This is a genomic window from Photorhabdus kleinii (assembly GCF_025384885.1).
Taxonomy (GTDB): Bacteria; Pseudomonadota; Gammaproteobacteria; order Enterobacterales; family Enterobacteriaceae; genus Photorhabdus; species Photorhabdus kayaii.
This window is the reverse complement of record NZ_JAJAFY010000001.1, coordinates 174,312-190,827: the sequence shown is the minus strand read 5'-3', so window position 1 is coordinate 190,827 and position 16,516 is coordinate 174,312. Positions and strand designations below refer to the sequence as shown.

Sequence of the window (16,516 nt, the reverse complement as noted above, 5' to 3'; positions counted from 1 at the left end):
TAACAATAAAGGGGATAACATGCCCGGCGAATTCACATCTTCAACGCAAGAGAAAAAAAATAGCACCGATAACATACTAACCAATAACACACTAGAAGTTGAAAAGTGCAAAATTGTAAACCACTCCACTGGAGAAACTCGGTCTTGTGTCGTCATCGGTGGTACAACACTTGCGATACGTTGTACCCAACAACTTCAAGCGGCCGGGTACATAATTGTGGCTATTTTTCCCACAGAATCTCTGTTTTCCGAATGGGCAACTTCTCAAAATATACACTGTGTTGAAGCACTAGAAGATCTCCTGACGCTCTCCAAAACTCAGTCAATATGCTGGCTTTTTTCCATAGTCAATCCAGTTATTCTCCCTGCTCTATTAATCAATCAGTTCTCCCGAGGTGCTTTCAACTACCACGACGCTCCTCTGCCACGCTATGCCGGCACCCATGCCACTTCTTGGGCTATCCTTGCCGGTGAGTCTCGGTATGCTATTACCTGGCATTTAATCGGATCTATGGTCGATAGTGGCGATATTGTTGTGCAGCGTCATGTTGATATTAAAAATACCGACACCGCACTTTCACTGAATCTTAAATGTTATCAGGCCGCTGCCGAAGGATTTACCGAACTATTAAACAACCTAGAGAACGGTGACATACCCCGCCGACAGCAAGATCCCGATAACCGCAGTTTTTTCTCAAGACGTCGCCGCCCAGACGCTGCGGGTTGTCTATTGTGGAATAAAAAAGCTCAGGAATTGTCATCTTTGGTCAGATCTTTAACTTTCGGAGTTTACTATCCTAATCCACTAACATTACCTAAAGTTCTGCTGAGAGATCGCCTGGTATCGATAGGTACATTACAGGTGATGTATACACGTTCCGATCATAAACCAGGTACATTGTTGGGTATTAGCGAGGACCATTGGCTAATGACCACAAGTAGTGAAGATATACGTATTTCGTTTGTTAATAGCCGTGGCAACCCAATAAATGCTCTCACCTTAGCCAATCAATGCAAACTTGAAATTGGTGATCAACTCCCCACAATTGAAAGATCAGATATTAAGACGTTAACAGATATACATGAACAACTTACCGAACAAGAGCTATTTTGGCAAAAAAGACTAGAGCGTTTTTCAACACCAATGCTGCCTTTTAAATTGCGGGCAACGATAGATAAAATACCGGATTGGCATGTGTCTGAATGGAAAACAGTACTCAATCATAGCTCTCTTATTTCAACTGAGCTCGTTCAACATATTATATGCGCTTGGTTTATCTATTTGGCTCACACATCAAATGATACTCAATTTCAAGTCGGATGGGCGCAAGCAGGAGATGTTGTTCATTCTTCAAAATGGACCTCCTTTTTCGCCATGATCGTCCCAATGGAGGTCCATATCAATTTACAACAACGTCTTACAGAGATTTTAAATTCAATATCGTCTGAACAACAATTGCTTGAACAACATAGGGTTTATCCCCGCGATATGGTCACCAGACAACCTGTATTGCGTGCAATCAATCTGTTACATACCAATCGCCCGTGGCCGATTGGTATTTCCATCATCTCCGGTTACAGTGAAGATCTAACGAACAAAGATGCCATACAGGAACATGCAATTATCGGAGAAATAATGACATTACAGATTGATCAAAATAAAGGAAATTTCCGCTTCATATATAACAGCAAATTAGTTGCAGTAAATAATATTGAACATGTGGCATCTGATTTGGCGCTATTTTCTAATGTAATCGCAAACTCGAAAAATTTAAATATTGTGGCAAATGAACTTCCAATATATGAATTTTCACGGTGAAATATTGCCCCAAAATTAGAAAAAACTGCTGTAAACCCTCGCCCAATGCGAGGGTGTCGCAAAAGATCAATGAGGTTGAATCAGTTATTTCCGCGCAGGAACTTCAACATAGCCTGCCTCCAACCCGATCACCTCCACACCTTGAGGAACGGCCTGCCCCGGTGTCACGACAATCTGCTGGGTTTGTGCGTTTAATTCACGGCGATAAGTGACGAAAGTTCGTCCATCTGGGCCGGTATGTAATGCCTCGGCTGGCAAGGCCAATCCACGTTCATTGCGATAGGTGACAATAGCCAGTTTCGCACTCATACTCAGCCGGATACGCTGCCGCTGTTCGGGAGTGAGAGGATCAATAGCCACTAATAGATCATAGGTTACACCCGCTCCCTGCATCTCCTTTGAACTTCCTTGTACACCAATTGTCTTAATTTGCCCTCGTAGAGATAGCCCAGCAAAACCATCACCGGTGATCTCAACCGGCATTCCTTCATACACCTGATAAAGGTCAGCCTCTTCAATACGCGCTACCGCCTGAATTTGCTCCAAATTGATTACCCCTAACAGAGGCGTTCCCTGAGTGACACGCGTCCCCTTTTGAATAAATACCCCTTTATCTGATTCCGGTATCTGGGGACGAATAACAATGCCATCAAAAGGAGAAATCAATTCACGTTGGGCTTGCTGGGCCTGAAGCGCCTGATAACGCGATTGGGCATTAGCTAATTCCATATCAGCAATCTGGCGATTCTCCCCTGTGCCTTTATCGAGGGCAACACTCAGTTCCACTTTAGCGGCGGCAAGATCGAGCTGTTGAACTCTGACCTGCTGTTCCAGTGTATCAACCTCCATACGGGGAACAATGCCACGCTCGAACAAAGCCCGGGTATCAATTAGCTTACGTTCGGTATCGCTCAAACTTAACTGGGCATTCGTTAAAGTTCTACGTACCCTAGCGACATCCGGACTGTTTTCCCACCCTATCAAATCTTGTACGGTTTTCTGGGCTTTCAACAGTTCTGTGAGCGCCTGCCGCAGTTGAATATCCAACTGCGTCGTATCAAGGCTCAACAGCGGTTGCCCACGCTTAACGCGCTGGCCTTCAGTAACCATCACTTCAGCAATAACACCATCAAATGGTGCGGCAATCGTCAAACTGGTTGCAGCCTGAATACGGCCAACTAATCCAAGACGATTTTCCAGTCGTTGAGGTTCAACATGTACCCACTGTTGTGGTGATGATGTATCAGTTGAAGAAGAAAGGAAAACATAAGCAACGGTAGCCCCAATGACTAATGCAACAGCAAGTGTCACGAGCCAACGAGTCTTATATTTGGAACGGGCAAGTTCTCTGATCTTAGTCGTTAAGTGCAATATCCCAACTCCCTAACGTAGTACCCAATGTTTCGTCCAACTCCGCTTGTGCATTTAAGTAGGTGATCAACGCATTGAGACGAACATTCTCTGCATTACGCAAATCGGTTTCAAAGCTCAAGACTTGAAAGTTACTGGAGCGGCCCACCGTCAATTTTTCACGTTCAATTTCTAACTTGCGCAGGGATAGATCCCTGGCACGCTGTGCGATCTCATATTGACGCCAACGCGTACCAATATCGCGTACCGCATTACCCACATTACGTTCCAGTGACTGTTTTGCCTCAGCAAGACGAATATCCTGGTTCTGAACATCAACCCGCGCCCGTACTTCCGCCTGACGCTGACTCAAATCACCAATGGGTATCTCTACCTGAACACCGGCGTAATTTTCCCAATTACGGGAACGGTTTGACCCTGTTCGATCACGTACTTGACTGGCACTACCCACTAAAGAGACATCCCATAAGCGTTCATTACGGGCAACGGTCAGGTTAATTGCAGCCTGCTCCGCGGTAATCAATTGCGTGAGATACGATGGCTGTTGCTCTTGTGCCAAATGTTGGGCTTGGAGCAAGTTAATGTCTACGCGTTTAGCTTCCAATCTATCAGTCGCCTTCACCTGAGTTTGTAAGTCTAAGGCGAGCAATCGCAGCAATTCTAAACGACTGGTATCCAATTGATTAGCTGCTTCCTCCGCAGACAGTTCCTGCATTGCAACATCAGCCTCTGTCTGGACAATCTCAAAAGCAGCCATTCTGCCTGCGGAGATCATGGCTTTGTTAACTTCCAGCAATTGACGCGAACGTTCAAGAGCATCACGTGCGATTTGTAATTGTTCTTGAGCACGCAACAATTCACGATAAGCCATAATAACTTGCGTGATAGTCTGGGATACCGTCGCTTTTAGGTTCAAACGATTTGTCTGTTCCATTAATTGAGCAAGACGCACAGGTGCTGTAGCCACATCTTTACCGGCACCACGCAACAAAGGCTGAATAACTGAGAATGAAACACCATCATTACGGCTACGGCCTGCATTGTCTGCCCATGTCGTCCGATTCGTCCAAGACAGACTGAAACGAGTACCATATTCTCCAAGCAGCGTAGATGTGGGTGTAATCTCGCTTTGGCGATAGCGATCGCTTTGATTACGAGCGGCAATATAACGGCTATTAATCAGTAACTTGGGCGTAAAACGATCTTCAGCAACGCGTAAATCGAATTTCTGTGCAATTCGATCCAGATAAGCACTGCGAATCGAACGATTGTTTCGTAACCCTAAATAGATTGCATCGCTGAGTGTCAGACCAATAGTTTGCTGATTAAGCGAAATTGTATCCGTTGCAGGCATGGTTGCCTGTGATGGATTCAACGGCTCCGCTAACGCTGGTTTGACGGATGCATCTATTATCAGGGCAATGATAATGCCAATAGCACGTTGAAAAACTCGGCTAATCATCACGAAGTGCCTCTACAGGTTGTAATCTGGCAGCCGCTAATGCCGGATTGATACCGAAAAACAGACCAATCACTAATGAACTAGCGATACCCAGAGGCAAAGAGAATAGGGATAACGTAAATACCCAGCCCGAAAATTTTACAAATAGGTACCCTGCCGCAACCCCCAGCAATGAACCAACCATTGCACCGGCAATGGACAGAATGGCAGCCTCCAACATAAACAGCATACCAATATCAACAGGCCGAGCTCCCAAAGCCATACGAACACCAATTTCACGCCTGCGTTCCGAAACATTCATCAGCATGACATTCATCACGCCCACTCCTCCCACCAGCAACGAAATTCCCCCTAAGCCCGCGAGCAAATAGGAAAATGTTCTTGCCTGACGCGTCAATCCATCAAGCAATTGTTTCGGGATTTCAACTTCGACACGACGACCTTTTGATAATGAGACAAGGTAGTCACGTAACGACACCGCGTCACTGCTTAACGTTGTTGTGTCACGTACTCTGGCAATGACGCTCCCAATTTCTGGCGCAGGCCGCAACCGTCGCATTGCTTCAATGGGCAATATGATGGAATGATCAATCGAGCCGGGGAGTAAAGGGTTCGGCCCCTGAGCAGCGAGAATTCCTATCACTTCAAACAGATATTCCCCAATTTGCAATTGACTGCCTATTCGAATAGGTTGATTGGCTACTTTTAATTGTTTGGCAATATCCGCTCCAAGCACAGCATAGGTCGTTTGGCGATCATAGTCCGATAGAAAACGTCCTTGCTCGATTTGTAAATCCAACACCGCAGCCAGATCAGAGGATGTACCGGTAATATTCGTATCGATTCCTTTCCCGTGAAAGCGTACACGAGTCGAATGTAACGTGATGGGCGCAGCATGTGTGATAGTCGGTATTGTACGAGTCAGCGCCTGAGTATCCAGCGTAGATGGCGCGGGTTTGACATCAACGCCGGGAATGAAAGCAAAATGAGCAACCAAAATATTGCTTCCCATACTTTTAAAAGTGCTGATAGCTTCATTAACAGCGTTATGACCGATGTTTAAAAGTGCAATGACCGAAGCACATCCGACTGCAATACCAAGTAAAGCAAGCAAGGAGCGCCTTCCTAGCAGACGCAGGCTACCCAGTGATTCTCGCAGTGCTTGCGTGAAGGAAAAACCGTAGCGACCAGAATTCACATTAAGCATCGAGGCTATCCAACCACAGATCGGTTTCGGAAAGCCGCCCGTTGTTAACATATAGACAGCGCTGCATGTTTTTGGCTATGGCTTCATCATGCGTAACCATGACAAGCGTAACGCCTTGCTCGCGGTTCAACGACAGAAGAAGTGCCATGATATCTCGTGCCGTCGCACTATCGAGATTGCCTGTCGGCTCATCTGCCAGAATCAGAGAAGGCTTACCAACCAAGGCTCTGGCAATGGCAACACGTTGCCGCTGTCCCCCGGAAAGATCAGCCGGACGATGGTAAATACGCCCAGCCAGACCAACCAACTCAAGCTGGTATTTCGCTTCCTGCCGAGCTAGAGAACGAGAATATCCACGATATAATAATGGTAGCGCCACATTATCCAACGCCTGCATTCTGGGAAGTAAATTAAAACTCTGAAACACGAAACCAATTTCCTGATTTCTTATTTTCGCCCGCTCATTAGGAGTAACATTTGTTATATTAACGTCCCTAAACTGAAAATATCCAGAAGAGGGTTGATCCAGTAAACCAAGAATATTGAGTAGAGTACTTTTACCCGAGCCGGAAGCGCCGACAATCGCACAACTTTGTCCGCACATGATGGTGAATGATATCTCATCAAGTACTGGGTAATATTTTTCCCCCATACGATAAGATCGACAAACATTTTCCATGTAAATCAGGGCTTCCTGACATGGAGAAGTTGTGATTGTCATGTCTAATTTATTCATCGTTTTTGACATCCATTAAACGTATCACTGACTCCACTTGATTGTTTAGCCGATTTTATATCATGGGAAAATCCTGTTGTAAAAGATTACGGTCTAAGTGACTGGCAAAAGCATCGAACAGCAAAATATATTAGATTAACTTAACATAAATTCAAATTCCCCATTGCTTTTTGGTGTTAATCCACCCAAATTACTCCTGCCTACTTTGGCATTGCGTACATGCTTTTATAAAAATTCAGGAAATACAGGGCGCGAGATCAAAATGTATATCTAAGTTCTCGCAATAGAAAATTATTAGATATTGGGGTAATGGCTATGAAATTAAAAAAAATCTTTGGCATTGGTAGTGCTCTATTGTTAGCCATGTTTTCACAAACAGTACCTGCGGCAAGTGGCAGCTATCACTCTTCAGTTGTTTTGCCCACACTATATTCTAAAAATTTCTTAGAAACTGTTAACGTTCCTATTGTCGGTTCTCCTCCTGCAACAGGAAAAATTACCAATGTATCTTGGACTTGGAATGTTGTTGGATGGCCTCAAAATTTATCGGTTCATCTTTGTCAGGGAAACACCAACAATTGCATAGACATATCACGCACACGAAGAATGTCGACAGACAAATTTAATCAGAGAAGCCCGGCACAACAGTTCCTTTTCGCCTTAAAGGTTGGAAACGGTAACGTTATGCCGATAGCAGGTCAAACCGGAGAAATTACTGTCAGTTGGCAATAACACTTCAATAACTCGCTAAAGATTGCCGCCAGCATTATGGGCGGCAATTCTGATTTGCTTTGAATATTGGTAGGATTTAAGAAAATTGCTGGATGATTTCCTGAATCTCTATGGAAGTTCTTGTAACTAAATGGGTCTCTTTGCATTCTGTTGTATTAATAGTCACGATCTCATCTGCATTTTTAGTCCATATAAACAGGATGCCATTATGGCATATAAAATAGACGCTTATAATATGTCTGCCTTTATGCCGAAAAGGCATACAAGAATACTCAGCACTGTATTATTCTTGCCAAATATCAAAATAGCGGCCTCAGCCGCCATCTTAATATCTCTCGGATGGTTAATCCTATGGTAGTTCAACCCCTTTATAACCAGATAAAATCAATTTCCACTCCTGTTGGGCAAACCATGTCTGGGTTTTGCCATCATAATGAATACTATCAGGCAGAAAAACACCAAATTCAGTCACCTTTCCGGTATAGTCGGGCGAATTCCGGGCATCAATCAACGTTCGGTATTGGGGATCATCAGCGATAACATTATTGATTGCATCAAGCACATAGCTAGCATTGATGGTATTTTATTTTTGAACATAAAACTTATTGAAAATATGAAAATATGAAAATATGAAAATATGAAAATAATACATTTAAAGATATAACCATAAGACAATAAATATTTTAATCCAACAATTCATACAAAAAAATATTACTAAAAGTTCTAATAGTGCCACAATAGAAATAACGAAACAATACTATACCCTATAGATTTCAAAATGCATCGCGACGGCAAGGGAGTGAATCCCCGGGAGCATAGCAAACTATGTGACCGGAGTGAGCGAGTGCAGCCAACAAAGAGGCAACTTGAAAGATAACGGGTATATAATAGATATCCTAACCAGCTCCTTGTATATTAAGGGACTGGTTGTTTATTTTTAACCTTTTTAAATAAATATACCTTAAATCAAAATCAGGTATTACCTGACCAAGTTAAATATAATATGGATGATTTATTGTCATAAAATAATTATTGTTTTCGATGGTTAAAATTCAATTAATAAAATTAAAATTACTGATATTAATTGCTGAGATTTAAATAAAACTGCTATCTTAATAAGAATAATTTTTACAATTCGCGGATAAAAGCGGACTTAAATTCTCCGAGCTTGCCAAAAAGCTTTTTTCCAGTAAACATTATTCATAGATGAACGAGTAACACCTTTATGGGTTGATGCATGAATAAACTGGTTATTGGCATCATAAATGCCAACATGTAACCCATGTTCGCCACTAGCTGTTTTGAAAAAGACCAAATCACCCGGCATTAAATCGCTTTTATCAATGCGAGTCCCTAATTTTATTTGCCCACCGGTAGTACGAGGTAATTGAATATCAAACCGATCACTGAAAGTACGGTAAACAAAACCAGAACAATCTACCCCCCGACGATCCATTCCACCATAATGATATGGTGTACCACGCCATTGATTAAGCTGCTCCTTAAGCTGAGCAATCACCATGATTGGATCAGAAAGCGCCGTCTTTAACACCGGAGCCGGAGTCCTGGGGGCATGACTGGAACAGCCAATAAGTAACAGACTGAACAATAAGAGTAACTCTTTTATTCTTATTATCATTAACCCCTCCTCATAAAATCAGCAAAACAAGGTGACTCTATCCGGAACTCAATAAAAAAACAAGTCTGTACTTTAAGTAAAACAGTTAAATAGTTTTTCCCTTCTTCATTCTGGACGGCTAATCAACCAGACACCATATAAAATAAAAATCACGCCCGCAGTTTTCAATAATGTGATGGTTTCATTAAACCAAGGCAATAAAGCCACCATTAAATAGACAAAGACATAACTTAAGCTTATTAACGGATAGGCTTTATTTAATGGTAAATATTTTAGCGTAAATAACCAACACAACATAGATAATAGATATCCAGCCAGACCAGCCATTACCGCCACCAGAGAATGGTGATGACTCCATAGCCACTCAATATCAAACCAATGCAAACCAAGATTCAACGCTGGCAAATTGACAACACCCCATTTCAGTAATAACTGGGCTATTGTCACCAGTAATACACTAACCAATCCCCAAATATAACCTTTCATTCATTCAAACTCATCAGCAAAATTCCCAACATGATAAACACAACCCCACTCCAATGTTTTATGCCCGCTTTTTCCTGATAGAAAAATTTCCCCGCCAAAGTGACCAGAATAAAATTTATACTCAACATTGGATAAGCAATTCCTAACGGCAATATCTGCAATAGACGAAGCCAAAATAACATGCCAACAGCCAATAGAATCACAGCCCCTATTAACCATTTCAGCGCAGATGCCCGCTGATAAACATCACTGCGCCAACACATCACAGCCTGTTTCTGACATAACTGACCAGCACATGTCAGTAAGCTAATCAGCAACAATAAAGTGAAACTTATCATGGTCGCTTCTCATAAACCAAAATAGCAAAGCGATAATTGCGACTAATTTGATCTGCCTTTGGCAAATCAGGTAATTTTTCATTTTTATATAAATGAAAGAGTACTGATACCCGCCCTTCTTTACGCGCTTTCGCTAACCATTGCGGAAAATCTTTATAGCTGATATATCGATATTGGCTATCTGGATAATTCAACCCATATTCCAGCTCTCCCCAACGTTCAAACATATAAATATCACTACGCTTCATCTCCCAAGCGACACTGGTCGCAAGACCAACACTTTCCGACAGGATATAGCGACTGTCTGCAAGTTCCTGATGGTGTAACTTAATAAAGTTCTGCGGTAATTTGGAATTAACGGTATTTTCAGGCAAAGCATTACCTATCACTAAACTGACAACAATGGAGCAAAATGCCGCCCATAACCAGTATTTCCCATTCAACGCAAAACACAGATAACCGATAATTCCCCAAATACCAAAAGCAACAATCGCTAAAACCCATTTAAGCCATTCTGATGGCTGATATAAAGAGTGTTTTGTCACTACTTCCATAGCAAACAGAACTATTACCGCCAGCAGACCAAGAAATACGTTAACCATTCCATTGATCTTAAGTAACTCCATCTTGCCATTTTTAACGCAATCGACACCAAATTTAGCCATCATCATTGCCAATGGCGCCATACAGGGCAGGATATAAGTTGGCAATTTTCCCTTCGCAATACTGAAAAATAACAATGGCACGACAAACCAGCAAAGTAGAAAAAACATTTCAGGATTGGATTTTCTTTCTTTCCAACTTTTCATCACCGCCCCAGGTAATAATCCCAACCACGGGATCACACCAAGAATAAGAATGGGTATGTAATACCAGAACGGTGCAATATGCTGTGCATCATCGGAAGAAAAACGCTTAATATGTTCAACCCAGAAGAAATAGTGCCAGTAATCAGGCTCACGTAGGGCAATTGCAATCACCCACGGTAAACTGATTGCTATCGCCGAAATAATGGCAAGTGGGCCAAAGCAGACTATTTGCAGGACCCGCTTCTGATAAATGACAATGGGCAACATCACAATGACCGGAACAGCCAATGCCAGAAACCCTTTAGTCATAAAACCCATACCACAGCACAAACCGAGCACCAAATATGCCATTATTCGCCGTCTGGTACAGTCTGTTTTTACCCCCCAGAAGCTACACATCATGGCAGCCGTTACCCACAAAGAAAACATCGGATCGAGTACGCTATAAGTGCCAATGGCAAATACCAGAAACATTGAGATGTAGATAAGGCTAGTAGCAAAAGCAATATGCCGGTTATGCCACATCATCATAGCAAGTCGATATAATAAAATTGCGCTGATAAAAATACAGAAAACCGATCCAAAACGGACAGCAAAATTATTATCACCAAAAATCCATTGGCTAATATTATTAATCCAATAACCCGCTACAGGCTTTTCAAAATAACGAATATCCAGCAAATACGGAACAATCCAGTCTCCTCGTTGCAGCATTTCACGACTGATTTCTGCATAACGGGTTTCATCAGGCTGCCATAATAGGCGGCCATTCAGGGGTAATAAATAGGTAAGGATAAAAAAAAGAGCCATCAAAAAGGCCCCAACCTTACACGCCCGGTTATTTAACATAGATAAGTTAAGCCTCTTGTTGGCATCCTAACCACCCTTCTCTACCGGGAAATTCAGAACGAACAATTCTCCCAACAGGAAGTCGCTGTATATTTTCAGGCAGCAGATGACTCAATGCACAAAATTGTATGTTTTCCTGATGAACCATTTCCAACAGCGTTGCAAATTCTGTGGACTTGGACATCCCTTCAACTTCCGTATGGATGGTATATACCGGAACTCCCTGGCTGTTTTTCATTTTATCAAAGATAAACTGGTTAAAATCTTCATCTTTAACCTGAATTCCTATCACTTCGTCATAAGTTGGCAACGTCACCGGAATTTGTACGGTACCAAGAGTACCATCAGGCAAGATGGGTCTGAATGGATGAGTTCCCCGACAATCGCTGTTGTAGTCAAAACCAAACTGTTGCTTTACCGCGAGTACGCGTTCATCAGCCCGCCAACCCGCAACAGCAGAACACGTTACCCGTTGGCCGATTGCCTGAACCAATGCATCCACTCCCAATTTAACCTGCTCTGTTAACTGAGCTTCAGACCAACGGCCAACTTTCGCCTGCCAACGCTGATGATCCCAGGCATGCAGACCCACTTCATGGCCTGCATTCAGCGTTTGTTTCATCAAGTAGCCTAAATCTTTAGCAATCTTCTTACCCGGCCATGCAGTCCCCGCCAGTAAAATATCAAGACCATACAGAGATGCTGCATTTGACCTCAACATTTTCCATAAGAATTTTGGCCGTAAAAGACGCCACAAATGGCGCCCCATATTATCCGGCCCAACACTAAAGAAAAAACTGGCCTGAATCTGATGTTTTGCCAAAATTTTGAGCAGTTTCGGTACTCCTTCAACGGTTCCTCGATAAGTATCCACATCAACTCTCAAGCCAATTTGTTTCATTAATTTTTCCCTAATTCTTCCACTTCACCACGCAAGAAGAAATCCAGTGTTTCATTTATCGTCTGTTTCATGTCAATGGTTGGTTTCCAACCTAGTAACCGCTCCGCATTTTTAATACTTGGCTTACGGTGTTCAACATCCTGATAACCTTTACCGTAGTAACTGCCACTTTCAATCTTTTTAAATCCAGCAAACGGAGGAAAATGATCTCTCAATTCATGGTTTTCAAAGCTATCAAGTAATATTTCTGCCAATTGGCGAATACTGGCTTCATTAGTTGGATTACCAATATTGATAATTTGACCGTCACATAGCCCATCTCGGTTTTCAATAATACGGAACAGCGCCTCAATACCATCATTAATATCAGTAAAACAGCGTTTCTGTTCGCCACCATCTACTAGTTTGATCGGTGAGCCTTCAACTAAGTTCAATATTAATTGTGTGATCGCTCTGGAACTGCCAATACGTGCGGAGTTCAAATTATCCAAACGTGGCCCCATCCAGTTAAATGGACGAAATAGTGTGAATTTGAGCCCCTCTTTCTCACCATATGCCCAGATAACACGATCCAGCAATTGTTTTGATACAGAATAGATCCAACGTTGTTTATTGATTGGACCAACAATCAGACGAGAGTCATCTTCATCAAATTCTTTATCATCACACATTCCATAAACTTCTGATGTGGACGGGAATATAATTCTTTTATTGTATTTAACGCAATAACGGACAATCTTTAGATTCTCTTCAAAATCCAATTCAAATACACGCAACGGATTACGGGTATATTCAATTGGAGTCGCAATGGCTACCAATGGCAAAACGACATCACACTTTTTAATGTGATATTCAATCCATTCAGTATGGATATTGATATCACCTTCAATGAAGTGAAAACGCGGATTACCAATAAAACGCTCAATGGCGGAAGAACCGATATCCATACCATAAATATCATAGTTGCCATCACGTAATAGACGTTCTGTTAGATGATTACCGATGAAGCCATTCACACCGAGAATTAATACACATTTCCGGTGGTTAATTTGAGTGGTTGCCTTTGGGCCAACACGGATATCAGTCACCATGCTCATATCTACTGCCAAGCGATAGCCCTGAACATACAAACCCGATTCACTTTGCCCATTGATAATTTCTAACGTACCTTTTCCACAGGCAATAATTAACGGATCTACCGATAATACTGTTCCCGGCTGTTTGTCATGCGCCTCATTCAACGGGCAGGCACGCCAGATAGTAATCTTACGCTCACCTAAGAAAGTAAATGCCCCAGGATATGGCTCAGTTACTGCCCTGACAAGATTGTTAATTTCAGTGGCTGATTTGCGCCAGTCAATCTCACCATCCGCGGCAGTACGACGCCCAAAGTAAGTTGCCTGACTTTCATCTTGAGGTATGGCAGGATAAATTCCCGCTTTGATCTGCGGTAATACTTGATTAAACAGTTTTTCCGCTGCTTCACGAATTTTACCGTGCAAAGTCAACGCGGTATCTGTCTCTGCAATAGCAACCTTATGCTGAGCAATAATATCCCCTGCATCAGGTTTCAACACCATTTTATGCAGGGTTACACCTGTTTCCACTTCACCATTCAAAATCGCCCAGTTAATCGGGGCACGGCCACGGTATTTTGGCAACAGTGAACCGTGCAGATTGAATGCACCTGTGCTCGCCAGCGATAAAATATCTTCACTCAACATATCTCGGTAATAAAAAGAGAAAATCACATCAGGTTTCAGTTCCCGGATACGTTCAATCCAAAGAGGATGGTTAACATTCTCTGGCGCAAAAACCGGCAGGGCCAAATCTGCACTTAAACGGGCAACAGAAGAGAAAAAATGGTTTTCATTAGGATCATCTGTATGGGTAAATACCGCCTGAATATCAAAACCCGCTTTAATTAAAGCATTGATCCCGACACAGCCGATATCATGATAGGCAAATACAATTGCTTTCATTTAGTACTCTTCCTGGTTGTCGTTGGTCTTTTTATCTCCGACCACTTTTTGAATAAAATAACGTGGGCGTGCACGAACATCGTTATAGATACGGCCTATGTATTCACCTAATAAGCCCATCGCGACGAACTGCGCGCCAATAAATATGAAAAGGAGAGCAAACAGAGTAAATACCCCTTCTGCTGCCCATATGGCACCGAAAATCAGACGTAAAACCATCAATAATACAGCCAGCAAAAAACCAGAAACTGCAATCACACTTCCTACCACGCTCAGTAAACGCAAAGGTGCTGTTGTCAGGCAGGTTAGCAAGTCATACATCAGATTAATCAGCTTCATGAAACTATATTTGGAATCACCAAATTCACGCTCTGCATGAGCGACATCAATCTCAATGGTTTTACGGGCAAAAGTGTTTGCCAGAATAGGAATAAAGGTGCTGCGCTCATGGCACTGCAACATGGCTTCAACAATATGGCGACGATAGGCACGGAGCATACAGCCATAATCACCCATAGAACGGCCTGTTGCCTTAGTAATCATCGCATTGATGATTTTTGAAGCTGTTTTACGGAACAGAGAATCCTGCCGATTAGCTCGGCGAGTACCCACAACGTCATAACCTTGTTCAGCTGTTTTAACAAGACGGGGGATCTCTTCTGGCGGATTCTGTAAATCAGCATCAAGCGTAATAACTAAATCGCCATTGACCTGATTAAACCCCGCCATAATCGCTGAATGCTGACCATAATTACGATTAAGTAAAATTGCGATAATATGACTTTCAGGTTGTTCCGCGGCCTGAATCAGAATTTCCGCAGATTTATCACTACTACCATCATCAACCAGAATAAGCTCATATTCCTGAGTCAATTGTTTACAGGTTGCTAAGGTTCTTTCCAATAAAAGAGGCAAACTTTCTTCTTCGTTATAAATTGGAATAACCACAGAAACTTTTTTAATTTGTTCAAATGACACTTATCTGTGCTCCGAAATAATTTCTTGTAAAGCATCAATGACACGATCTACATCATCATCACTCATATCAGGAAAGAGTGGCAATGAACAGAGTGTTACTGAATTCCATTCTGATTCAGGTAATGACAACTGCGGATACCGATCCCGATAATATTTTTGTGTATGTGCAGCTCTGAAATGCAAACCTGTGCCAATATTCTTATTTTTCAAACGTTCCATTAATGTGTCGCGATCAATGCCACAAACATCCTTATTAACCCGCACCATAAATAGATGATGTGCATGAATATGCTCATAATCGGGCACACTTAACATCTGCAAAGGCGAATCTTTTAATGCCGCTGAATAACGAGCGACAATTTGCCGGCGGCGAATATTCATTGATTCCAATTTACTTAATTGCACGACAGCAATCGCAGCGTGAATATCAGATAAATTATATTTGTAACCCGGTTCTACAACTTCCGCCTGTGGTCTCCTGCCTTGAGTCTGACGATCAAAAGCATCAATACCCAATCCATGAAACTTTAGACATCGAATTCGTTCAACAAGTTCATTGTTATCAGTAGCAATTAACCCCCCTTCTGCACAAGTGGCATTTTTTATGGCATGAAAAGAGAAAATCGCGGTGCCATGCTCACCAATCCATTCATTCTTATAACGGGTTCCTAATGCATGAGCAGCGTCTTCAATCAATGGAATACCCGCCTCCTGAGCAATTCCACGCAATATATCTAAATCACAAGGCGCACCGGCATAGTGAACCGGAATAATCGCTTTGGTTCTGGAAGTAATCGCCTTTTTCACTGTCTGCGCGTCAACCATTAAAGTATGACGATCAACATCAATCATGATTGGTTCAGCACCAAGCAAACAGATCATATTTATTGTGGAAACCCAAGTTTGAGACGGTGTAATCACTTCATCACCAGGGCCAATTCCCAGTGCCATTAGTGTCAGATGCATACCCGCCGTCGCCGAGGCCAAAGCAACCGCATGTTTGCAACCAAACATGCGGCAAAAGTCCTGTTCCAATTGATGATTTTGCGGGCCTGTTGTAATCCACCCCGAACGAAGAACTTTCTCTACTGCCTGAATTTCTTCATCACCCATCGCAGGACGAGAAAATGGAAGAAAACTATCCATAAAACACAGTCCAATTCATTCATAATATAACGATATATTAGATGACTATATTTGAACGAAT

The 16,516-nt window shown here is 42.4% G+C and carries 15 protein-coding genes; 2 read left to right on the top strand and 13 right to left on the bottom strand.

Annotation, left to right across the window (positions count from 1 at the left end):
- Positions 1 to 19 precede the first annotated feature (19 nt).
- Complete coding sequence (locus LG003_RS00880; protein ID WP_262979976.1) at positions 20 to 1,819, top strand: formyltransferase family protein; 1,800 nt, start codon at positions 20 to 22, stop codon at positions 1,817 to 1,819.
- A gap of 84 nt (positions 1,820 to 1,903) precedes the next feature.
- Here LG003_RS00880 and LG003_RS00875 read toward each other — a convergent pair whose 3' ends face one another.
- The 4 genes from LG003_RS00875 to LG003_RS00860 are packed head-to-tail and all read right to left on the bottom strand — an operon-like array spanning position 1,904 to position 6,595.
- Complete coding sequence (locus LG003_RS00875) at positions 1,904 to 3,190, bottom strand: efflux RND transporter periplasmic adaptor subunit (RefSeq protein ID WP_262979975.1); 1,287 nt, start codon at positions 3,188 to 3,190, stop codon at positions 1,904 to 1,906.
- Positions 3,174 to 4,652, bottom strand: a complete 1,479-nt coding sequence (locus tag LG003_RS00870) for a TolC family protein (protein WP_112875739.1) — start codon at positions 4,650 to 4,652, stop codon at positions 3,174 to 3,176. The genes LG003_RS00875 and LG003_RS00870 overlap by 17 nt, the downstream gene beginning before the upstream one ends.
- Entirely contained in the window at positions 4,645 to 5,859 is a 1,215-nt protein-coding gene (locus LG003_RS00865) for an ABC transporter permease (protein WP_112875738.1), read from the bottom strand. The genes LG003_RS00870 and LG003_RS00865 overlap by 8 nt, the downstream gene beginning before the upstream one ends.
- A complete protein-coding gene (locus LG003_RS00860) occupies positions 5,852 to 6,595 on the bottom strand; it encodes an ABC transporter ATP-binding protein (RefSeq protein WP_240000663.1) in 744 nt (247 codons plus the stop codon). The genes LG003_RS00865 and LG003_RS00860 overlap by 8 nt, the downstream gene beginning before the upstream one ends.
- A 315-nt stretch (positions 6,596 to 6,910) precedes the next feature.
- On the opposite strand from LG003_RS00860, the gene LG003_RS00855 reads away from it, so the two are divergent.
- Positions 6,911 to 7,327, top strand: a complete 417-nt coding sequence (locus LG003_RS00855) for a flagellar protein FlhE (protein ID WP_240000662.1) — start codon at positions 6,911 to 6,913, stop codon at positions 7,325 to 7,327.
- A 349-nt stretch (positions 7,328 to 7,676) separates the two neighbouring features.
- On the opposite strand, the gene LG003_RS00850 is transcribed toward LG003_RS00855, so the two are convergent.
- The 9 genes from LG003_RS00850 to arnB form a co-directional block, all read right to left on the bottom strand.
- Entirely contained in the window at positions 7,677 to 7,889 is a 213-nt protein-coding gene (locus LG003_RS00850) for a hypothetical protein (RefSeq protein ID WP_240000661.1), read from the bottom strand.
- Between the two features lie 591 nt (positions 7,890 to 8,480).
- Entirely contained in the window at positions 8,481 to 8,966 is a 486-nt protein-coding gene (locus tag LG003_RS00845; RefSeq protein ID WP_112875736.1) for a C40 family peptidase, read from the bottom strand.
- A gap of 105 nt (positions 8,967 to 9,071) precedes the next feature.
- The gene (gene arnF / locus LG003_RS00840) at positions 9,072 to 9,452 is read right to left on the bottom strand and encodes a 4-amino-4-deoxy-L-arabinose-phosphoundecaprenol flippase subunit ArnF (RefSeq protein ID WP_112875735.1); all 381 of its coding nucleotides are present in this window, start codon (positions 9,450 to 9,452) and stop codon (positions 9,072 to 9,074) included.
- Entirely contained in the window at positions 9,449 to 9,790 is a 342-nt protein-coding gene (arnE, locus tag LG003_RS00835) for a 4-amino-4-deoxy-L-arabinose-phosphoundecaprenol flippase subunit ArnE (protein ID WP_112875734.1), read from the bottom strand. Before arnE ends, arnF begins: the two co-directional genes overlap by 4 nt.
- Positions 9,787 to 11,448: a lipid IV(A) 4-amino-4-deoxy-L-arabinosyltransferase gene (gene arnT / locus LG003_RS00830; protein ID WP_112875733.1), complete on the bottom strand. Its 1,662-nt coding sequence runs from the start codon at positions 11,446 to 11,448 to the stop codon at positions 9,787 to 9,789. The genes arnE and arnT overlap by 4 nt, the downstream gene beginning before the upstream one ends.
- Positions 11,449 to 11,455: 7 nt before the next feature.
- Positions 11,456 to 12,349 carry a 4-deoxy-4-formamido-L-arabinose-phosphoundecaprenol deformylase gene (gene arnD / locus LG003_RS00825; protein ID WP_112875732.1) on the bottom strand — a complete coding sequence of 298 codons (894 nt, stop codon included), beginning with the start codon at positions 12,347 to 12,349 and terminating at the stop codon, positions 11,456 to 11,458.
- Entirely contained in the window at positions 12,349 to 14,331 is a 1,983-nt protein-coding gene (gene arnA / locus LG003_RS00820) for a bifunctional UDP-4-amino-4-deoxy-L-arabinose formyltransferase/UDP-glucuronic acid oxidase ArnA (protein ID WP_262979974.1), read from the bottom strand. Before arnA ends, arnD begins: the two co-directional genes overlap by 1 nt.
- On the bottom strand, positions 14,332 to 15,309 hold the full coding sequence (arnC, locus tag LG003_RS00815; protein ID WP_262979973.1) for an undecaprenyl-phosphate 4-deoxy-4-formamido-L-arabinose transferase: 978 nt from the start codon (positions 15,307 to 15,309) through the stop codon (positions 14,332 to 14,334).
- Complete coding sequence (gene arnB / locus LG003_RS00810; RefSeq protein ID WP_262979972.1) at positions 15,310 to 16,455, bottom strand: UDP-4-amino-4-deoxy-L-arabinose aminotransferase; 1,146 nt, start codon at positions 16,453 to 16,455, stop codon at positions 15,310 to 15,312. It lies immediately after the preceding gene.
- Positions 16,456 to 16,516 lie beyond the last annotated feature (61 nt).

Excerpts from the sequence above, each read along its gene's own strand:
- LG003_RS00880 (WP_262979976.1), top strand. The coding sequence starts at position 20 with ATGCCCGGCGAATTCACATCTTCAACGCAAGAGAAAAAAAATAGCACC.
- LG003_RS00870 (WP_112875739.1), bottom strand. The coding sequence starts at position 4,652 with ATGATTAGCCGAGTTTTTCAACGTGCTATTGGCATTATCATTGCCCTG.
- LG003_RS00865 (WP_112875738.1), bottom strand. The coding sequence starts at position 5,859 with ATGCTTAATGTGAATTCTGGTCGCTACGGTTTTTCCTTCACGCAAGCA.
- LG003_RS00860 (WP_240000663.1), bottom strand. The coding sequence starts at position 6,595 with ATGAATAAATTAGACATGACAATCACAACTTCTCCATGTCAGGAAGCC.
- LG003_RS00855 (WP_240000662.1), top strand. The coding sequence starts at position 6,911 with ATGAAATTAAAAAAAATCTTTGGCATTGGTAGTGCTCTATTGTTAGCC.
- LG003_RS00845 (WP_112875736.1), bottom strand. The coding sequence starts at position 8,966 with ATGATAATAAGAATAAAAGAGTTACTCTTATTGTTCAGTCTGTTACTT.
- arnF (WP_112875735.1), bottom strand. The coding sequence starts at position 9,452 with ATGAAAGGTTATATTTGGGGATTGGTTAGTGTATTACTGGTGACAATA.
- arnE (WP_112875734.1), bottom strand. The coding sequence starts at position 9,790 with ATGATAAGTTTCACTTTATTGTTGCTGATTAGCTTACTGACATGTGCT.
- arnT (WP_112875733.1), bottom strand. The coding sequence starts at position 11,448 with ATGTTAAATAACCGGGCGTGTAAGGTTGGGGCCTTTTTGATGGCTCTT.
- arnD (WP_112875732.1), bottom strand. The coding sequence starts at position 12,349 with ATGAAACAAATTGGCTTGAGAGTTGATGTGGATACTTATCGAGGAACC.
- arnA (WP_262979974.1), bottom strand. The coding sequence starts at position 14,331 with ATGAAAGCAATTGTATTTGCCTATCATGATATCGGCTGTGTCGGGATC.
- arnB (WP_262979972.1), bottom strand. The coding sequence starts at position 16,455 with ATGGATAGTTTTCTTCCATTTTCTCGTCCTGCGATGGGTGATGAAGAA.